Origin of the sequence: Vibrio sp. 1F279, assembly GCF_041439815.1 — a bacterium.
GTDB lineage: Bacteria > Pseudomonadota > Gammaproteobacteria > Enterobacterales > Vibrionaceae > Vibrio > Vibrio tasmaniensis_A.
Genome location: NZ_JBGOOU010000078.1, coordinates 1 through 6,269, shown reverse-complemented (window position 1 = coordinate 6,269; position 6,269 = coordinate 1). Strand labels below are relative to the sequence as shown.

Annotated in this window: 6 protein-coding genes and 2 tRNA genes; 4 read left to right on the top strand and 4 right to left on the bottom strand. The window is 42.9% G+C overall.

The window, feature by feature from the left end; all coding sequences use genetic code 11:
* Nucleotides 1-287: 287 nt before the first annotated feature.
* The 3 genes from ACED60_RS25030 to ACED60_RS25020 form a co-directional block, all read right to left on the bottom strand.
* Nucleotides 288-473, bottom strand: a complete 186-nt coding sequence (locus ACED60_RS25030; protein WP_371728686.1) for a transposase — start codon at nucleotides 471-473, stop codon at nucleotides 288-290.
* A gap of 421 nt (nucleotides 474-894) precedes the next feature.
* Nucleotides 895-2,235, bottom strand: a complete 1,341-nt coding sequence (gene pssA / locus ACED60_RS25025; protein ID WP_371728685.1) for a CDP-diacylglycerol--serine O-phosphatidyltransferase — start codon at nucleotides 2,233-2,235, stop codon at nucleotides 895-897.
* Nucleotides 2,236-2,326: 91 nt separating this feature from the next.
* Nucleotides 2,327-2,758, bottom strand: coding sequence for a GNAT family N-acetyltransferase (locus ACED60_RS25020; RefSeq protein ID WP_065679895.1), 432 nt, complete (start codon nucleotides 2,756-2,758; stop codon nucleotides 2,327-2,329).
* A 66-nt stretch (nucleotides 2,759-2,824) separates the two neighbouring features.
* Between ACED60_RS25020 and murB the strand changes: the two genes are divergently transcribed.
* Nucleotides 2,825-3,871, top strand: coding sequence for a UDP-N-acetylmuramate dehydrogenase (murB, locus tag ACED60_RS25015; RefSeq protein WP_371728684.1), 1,047 nt, complete (start codon nucleotides 2,825-2,827; stop codon nucleotides 3,869-3,871).
* Entirely contained in the window at nucleotides 3,868-4,833 is a 966-nt protein-coding gene (birA, locus tag ACED60_RS25010; protein WP_065679893.1) for a bifunctional biotin--[acetyl-CoA-carboxylase] ligase/biotin operon repressor BirA, read from the top strand. The genes murB and birA overlap by 4 nt, the downstream gene beginning before the upstream one ends.
* A gap of 7 nt (nucleotides 4,834-4,840) precedes the next feature.
* Here the strand turns inward: birA and coaA are convergent, their stop codons facing one another.
* Nucleotides 4,841-5,764: a type I pantothenate kinase gene (coaA, locus tag ACED60_RS25005; RefSeq protein ID WP_009844725.1), complete on the bottom strand. Its 924-nt coding sequence runs from the start codon at nucleotides 5,762-5,764 to the stop codon at nucleotides 4,841-4,843.
* Between the two features lie 209 nt (nucleotides 5,765-5,973).
* Between coaA and ACED60_RS25000 the strand changes: the two genes are divergently transcribed.
* Both ACED60_RS25000 and ACED60_RS24995 read left to right on the top strand, forming a co-directional pair.
* A tRNA-Thr gene (locus ACED60_RS25000) sits at nucleotides 5,974-6,049 on the top strand.
* 44 nt (nucleotides 6,050-6,093) lie between these two features.
* Nucleotides 6,094-6,178 (top strand) — tRNA-Tyr (locus ACED60_RS24995).
* Nucleotides 6,179-6,269: the final 91 nt, after the last annotated feature.

The window sequence follows — 6,269 nt, the reverse complement described above, 5'->3', positions numbered from 1 at the left end:
CCTGTCACGCCGGGGGTCGCGGGTTCGAGTCCCGTCCACTCCGCCACTTATTAGAGAAGCCCTGCTAGAAATAGCAGGGCTTTTTTACATTTGAAAAAAGTGTTTTACTGTTATACCAATCCGGAAAATTAACTGATCAGGTTTATCCAATCCCTTCTACTCATTTTTGTGACACGATCTTTGCACTCAAGAAATCCATTCCAAGCGCGACAAACCTTGGAAACAATGTCGTTATAATCAGTGAAACTTTGATTCGCTAGATAATGTTGTTGCAACCAACTCCAAACTTACTCTATAGGGTTGAGCTCTGACGAGTAGGGAGGAAGCTTAATAGTGCCGAAATTATTAAACTCTCTCGCAATATCATCGGTATGCCAGCCAGCTCCATCCATAATAAAGACTGCATGATGTCCTTTTTCACTGGCCTTAGATATCTGCTCTAAGTGGTTTGTCTTTATGCCCTTGTGCCCCAAGGAGCTACTATGGCTTCACCAATTCTTGTTTTGGGGCATACCGAACCAAACAAATAGCCGTATTCAAATTGCTGTTTTTTACCACACGAGGCCTGGTTCCACGAGTCCCCAAAGACGTGTAGTTGTGTTCTGTTGACCAAACCTAGCTTCCTCTTGAAACCAGGCATCAACACTCTACAGCCCAATATTGTCGGGATCGTTTCTATTTTGATTTTTTAAAATCATCTTGGATTTTCTGTGATTTTTTCGGTGTTTGGATCGAGAAGTTCTCCAAGATAAGGCCATGTGTTCGAGGAGATAATAGATAGAATTCGGGTGGTAGTACTTATCAACGATTTTCACGATTTAGTCATTTATATCGTAGATACAAAAACGCCTAGCGTTTGCTAGGCGTTGATAAATAGTATTTCTAATCCATCGACTACAGTATTTGCTTAAGTACTCTATCGGCTTTCACACGAGTGATCTTACGAATCAACTTCTGAACTTCCAACGGGTAGCTCTCTACCTTATCTAACTGCTTATAAGTACAGATAAGCTGAGTGTGTTGAAGGATATTATCCACTTCAGCCTGAAACTTGTCTGTTAGGTGATGGTAGTTATCTTGGATAAAGATGCCGTTCTCTAGATCCAACTTCCATGCGCGAGGGTTTAGGTTATTACCTGTTAGTAGCATGTAGCGCTTATCTACCCAAATACCCTTTAGGTGGAAGCTATTAGAATCGTGTTGCCAAAGTCGAATTGATAGATTACGGCTAGCAATATGAGCCTCATTCGCTTTAGCGAAACGACGTAAGTTCAATTCGTAAAGGTATGGCAGACCACCAATCGTTTTAAACTCTTCTTCTGGCGAGATAAAGAAATCATTCGCTGTCTTATCGCCAACAACAATGCTGACCTTTACGCCACGCTTAAGCGCTTTCTTCACTTCTTTAGCTAGGCTAGGTGGGAAGTTGAAGTAAGGTGTGCAGATAAAGATTTCATCTTTAGCTTGAGCTACGAGTTGATTGATTCCCTGATTCAGACGGTTACGTCTTTTACCGATACCAACTAATGGTGTTACAGCAACTTGGTCTGCTGAAACCTCTTGAGCATCGAATTCATACTGAGACCTTGCTAATGATGCACGAAACTGACGAATCGCTGGTTTCAGTTCTTTGGTCGAAGGCTTGTTCTTATCAGCCAGGTCATAAACAGCGCTGTCCACAACCATCTGTTCGTGTACGTAGGTAAACATTGAATCAGCAAGCGCTGCGTTGTTTAAAACATGGTAACGATCAAAGCGATAGCGGTCATGGTAATTCAGGTAGATATTGTTAAGGCTTGCACCGCTGTATATCACGCTGTCATCGACGATAAAGCCTTTTAAATGCAATACGCCAAAGACTTCTTTGCCGCGAACTGGAATGCCATAGACGGGTACAGAGTGCTGATATTTTTCTGCAAACTCTTTATACATTGCAGCATTGCCTTCAGAAGACTCTGCGCCAATCAATCCGCGCTGCGCTCGGTGCCAATCGACACAAACGCTCACGTCTAATTCTGGATTCTTTTGTTTTGCTTCATATAAGGCAGTTAGGATTTCACGGCCAGCCTCATCATCTTCAAGATACAAAGCGACTAAACTAATACGAGTCGTTGCGCGAGATATCTCATCAAGTAGACGAGTTCGAAACTCTTGCGCTGATAGTAGTACTTCAAACTTGTCAGGATTCTGCGCTATGGTTGGCAACTGTATGAATGGATTCCTACTGGCAATCATATTGACTGTTTTACCTTAAAAATATGCAAAATTGCGAACCTTTAATTTTACCAAAGGGATAGCATCAAATACTAGATAATCGAGGCATTCTCTAACAATTTTGCTGATAATGCATAGGAATGAGATCTTTTCCGCTATTCGAGTAGCGCTCGTATAAAACTCTTAAACCATTTGGCAGATCTTTAGGGTCTATTTGTATGAATAGGTGCCGCGCGTAAAAATTGGTGAGATGAGCGTACGCAAAGCAGTAATCGTCTTCCGTAAGTGTATGTTGCGCACAATAGTCCATAAGTTGGGAGCCTAATTGCTTACCGCGATGTTGTTTTGATATCGCCATTCCAGTAAGTAAGCGATTATTCTCTATTGTACGAAAGCGCACGATACCGCACAGCTCGTTATCCAGTAATAACGAATAGATCAGTTCACTTTTATTCGCTTTTCCCGTTGGGTAATGTTCTTTATAGAAACGTTTAACTAGGGGAACCTTTACTGGGTCTAATTGGGTAATGATGACATTGTTCATTCAGTCACTGCGCCATTGGTTTATCTGCTGTAGAATGACTGCAGTGTAAGTTAATTGAATATCGCCATGCAATTCCATCTCAATGCTAGTTTAAAAAATGTTCATACTTTTTCCATAGATCAGACGTGTGATGCGTTGGTTGAAGTCACCACTATCGAAGAATTAATTTCCGTTTACAGAGCCCCTAAATGGTCAGATTTACCTAAGTTGATACTGGGTAAGGGCAGTAATATGCTTTTTACTGAGCACTTCACTGGCCTGGTCATAGTGAATAAATTATCCGGGATTGAGTTGACCGAGACGGACAGCCATCACCTACTGCATGTTAGTGGGGGGGAAGATTGGCCAAACTTAGTTGAATGGAGTGTGGATAAAGGGCTCGGTGGTCTAGAAAACCTAGCAATGATACCTGGCTGTTCAGGTTCGGCTCCGATTCAAAATATTGGTGCGTATGGTGTTGAGCTACAAGACGTATGCGAGTATGTCGATATCCTGTGCCTGGATACTTATACAGTTAAGCGATTGAGCAAAGAAGAGTGTCTCTTTGGTTACCGAGATTCTATTTTCAAGCACGCTCTCTACGATAAAGCGATTGTTGTTGCGATTGGTTTAACGTTGCCGAAAGAGTGGGAGCCATGCAATCACTATGGCCCGTTAAAAAGCCTAGCAGCCGATACGCTTTCTCCTCGAACTATATTTGATGAAGTATGCGCTATCCGTTCAAGTAAGTTGCCAGACCCTAGAGTCCAAGGTAATGCGGGCAGCTTCTTCAAAAACCCTGTGATCACCAAGGATCATTTTGATCGCCTGTTCGCTCTATACCCAAACATTGTAGGCTATGAGAGCAATGACATGATCAAAGTCGCTGCAGGCTGGCTGATTGATCAATGCCAGTTCAAAGGCGTGACAGAAGGTGGTGCTCAAGTTCACCCAAACCAAGCATTAGTTATCATCAATTATGATGAGGCTTCTGCTGTGGATATCCTTAAGCTTGCAGAGCGAGTGCGTCAGTCTGTCTTGAATAAATTCGATATTCGACTGGAACATGAAGTGCGTTTTATGGGACGAGACTGCGAGACAAACCTAGACAAGGCTTTGGAGTCATTGGCATGAGAGAACACAGTACCAAGCTTGCACTATTGAGATGTCTTGCTGACGGTGAGTTTCATTCAGGTGAAGATCTAGGTGAAATGATTGGTGTATCACGAGCGGCTATCAGTAAGCATATTAAAGGTATTCAAGGGTGGGGTTTAGATATCTACCGAGTACAAGGCAAGGGCTATAAGTTAGCTAGCCGTTTAGATATGCTTAACGAAGACAAATTGTCTGTTGTTAGTCGAGATGCTTCTCTTGAACTGATTCCAATCATAGGTTCTACAAACCAACACCTATTAGAGCGTACTAACACCCTCGAATCGGGTTCTGTCTGTATTGCTGAATATCAAGCTGCGGGACGTGGACGTCGTGGACGAGAGTGGGTATCGCCATTCGGTGCAAACCTCTATCTTTCAATGTATTGGAGACTCGACGCAGGGATGGCTGCCGCGATGGGCTTGAGCCTTGTGGTTGGTGTAGCTGTTGTTGAAGCTTTGGAAGAGATGGGCGTAGAAGGTATAAAGCTCAAATGGCCGAACGACCTTTACCACAATGACAAGAAGCTTGCTGGTATCTTGGTAGAGCTGTCAGGACAGTCTGGTGGCGCTGCTCATATTGTGATTGGTTTAGGGCTAAACTTATCCATGGATCCAACAACATCAGGTATTGGCCAACCGTGGACTTCTCTTAAAGAAGTGTGTGATGGGAAGGTGCCCGATCGCAATCAGTTAGCACAGGCTCTGATCAATGCCTGGGATAAGTCTCTTGTTGATTATGAGTTGAAAGGGATGTCGAATTTTGTAGAGCGTTGGAATCGCTTTGATAATTTCTTAGGTCGCAATGTTAGGTTGATCATTGGACCTAGAGAAATTGAAGGTGTTGTTCAAGGCATCGATGAACAAGGTGCTGTATTACTCAAAACTGAGAATGGTATCGAGAGCTATATCGGTGGAGAGATATCGCTAAGAAAAGGCGATTAAGGCGTTACTATTTTCTTAGTAATACTTCTTCAACCATATGATCTGCGCCTTTACGTAGAATCAAGTGAGCCCTTTCTCGTGTAGGAAGGATATTTTGTTCTAGGTTCAAGCCATTAATTGAACTCCAGATACCTTCCGCTTTATCCAGTGCCGCTTGGTTCGATAATTTTGTGTAATGACTAAAGTAAGAGCCAGGTTTGGTAAACGCGCCATCGCGGAATTTCATAAAGCGATTGACGTACCACTCTTTGATTTGTTGGCTATCAGCGTCAACATAGAGTGAGAAATCAAGGAAGTCTGAAATAAACACGCGATGTGGCTCGTGTGGATCGTTCATGCCTGTTTGCAAGACATTAAGTCCTTCAATAATAAGCACATCTGGTAGGTCGACACACTTAACGTCATCAGTAATGTTGTACGTAAGATGCGAGTACACGGGAGCCGTGACATTTCTCTTGCATGCTTTTACATCCGAAACAAAGTTCACTAAACGCTTAATATCGTAAGACTCCGGAAAGCCCTTTTTACTCATCAATCCTTTTTCTTCTAACACCTCATTTGGGTATAAGAAGCCATCGGTTGTGACTAGCTCAACTTTTGGGTGGTTCTCCCAGCGAGAAAGTAGGGCTTTAAGCAGTCGTGCAGTTGTACTTTTGCCCACAGCGACACTTCCAGCAATACCGATGATAAAAGGTGGTGCTTTCTCGTTTTTATCCAGGAATTGATGGAGTACTGAGTTTCTATTCTGTCTGGCTGCCACATAGAGATTTAATAGGCGAGAGAGCGGCAGGTAGATCTCAACGGCTTCCTCCATTGTGAGCTTTTCATTGATGCCTTGAAGCTCTTTTAAGTCGCTCTCAGAAAGTGTCATCGGAACTAAATTCCTTAGCTCAGACCAACGTTCGCGGTCAAATGACATAAATGGGCTCATATAAACTCTATAGTGGATAACAAAACAAGTGCATGGAAAATACATCAAGCGATAGATAAATAAAATATCTTCCTGTACTAGATGTGGGTTAAAGGCAGAAACCTTGAGCTAAATAGCCGTATATAGGAATTTGATAGGAGAATTTTTCACTTTTTTTCAATTTACTATTGCAAGGTGGAAAATCATTCAATAAAATGCGCCCCACTTGTGCCGACTTAGCTCAGTAGGTAGAGCAACTGACTTGTAATCAGTAGGTCACCAGTTCGATTCCGGTAGTCGGCACCACTTTCTCCCTTTCTTTAAGGTAAGCGAGAGAAAGCTCAAAATTTGGAGGGGTTCCCGAGTGGCCAAAGGGAGCAGACTGTAAATCTGCCGGCACTGCCTTCGATGGTTCGAATCCGTCTCCCTCCACCATATTCTAAAGGTTAAATAGCTCAAACAGAGTTACGTGTTGCGTGCATCGTATAATGGCTATTACCTCAGCCTTCCAAGCTGATGATGCGGG